This is a genomic window from Mesorhizobium sp. M5C.F.Ca.IN.020.32.2.1, assembly GCF_004023105.1.
Lineage (GTDB): Bacteria > Pseudomonadota > Alphaproteobacteria > Rhizobiales > Rhizobiaceae > Mesorhizobium > Mesorhizobium wenxiniae.
Window position 1 is genome coordinate 1 of the sequence record NZ_RZSX01001563.1, and the last position, 614, is coordinate 614.

The following is a 614-nucleotide window of genomic DNA, read 5'->3' on the forward strand; positions in this document are numbered from 1 at the left end:
CTCGAGGGCGGCCTGCCGCCTTCCACGCCTGCTGCAGTGATCGTCGCCGCGACGACGCCGCAGGAGCGCATCGTCGTCGCCACGCTCGCCACCATCGCCGAGGAGGCGGCCGCCGCCGGGTTGACCTCGCCGGCGCTGATCGTCGTCGGCGGCATCGTCGCGATGCGTGCGGCATTGGCGGGCGAGCCATGACCCGCGCGATCATCATCGGCGCGCCGCGCTCGGGCTCGGGCAAGACCAGCGTCACCATCGGCATCTTGCGCGCGCTGGCCCGGCGCGGTGTGAAAGTGCGTGGCGCCAAATCCGGGCCGGACTATATCGACCCCGGCTTCCACACTGCCGCGACAGGCCTTTCCGGCGTCAATCTCGACAGTTGGGCAATGCCGCCCGCCTTGCTCAACGCGCTAGCCGGTGACGCAACTGAAGATGCCGATTTCATCTTCCTCGAAAGCGCGATGGGCTTGTTCGACGGGATTCCCGCTGCTCCAGGCCGCACCGGCTCGGCCGCAGATCTTGCCCGGCTTTACGGCCTGCCGGTGCTGCTGGTGCTCGACGTTTCCGGGCAGTCGGCCACGGCGGCGGCCGTCGCCAAGGGTTTTGCTACATATGATCCC

Annotated in this window: 2 pseudogenes; both read left to right on the top strand. The window is 68.9% G+C overall.

Features of this window, described 5'->3' with window-relative positions:
- A pseudogene (locus tag EOA86_RS37455) lies at positions 1–192 on the top strand (uroporphyrin-III methyltransferase); the annotation flags it as partial.
- Positions 189–614, top strand: a pseudogene (locus tag EOA86_RS37460) (cobyrinic acid a,c-diamide synthase); the annotation flags it as partial. The pseudogenes EOA86_RS37455 and EOA86_RS37460, both read left to right, overlap by 4 nt.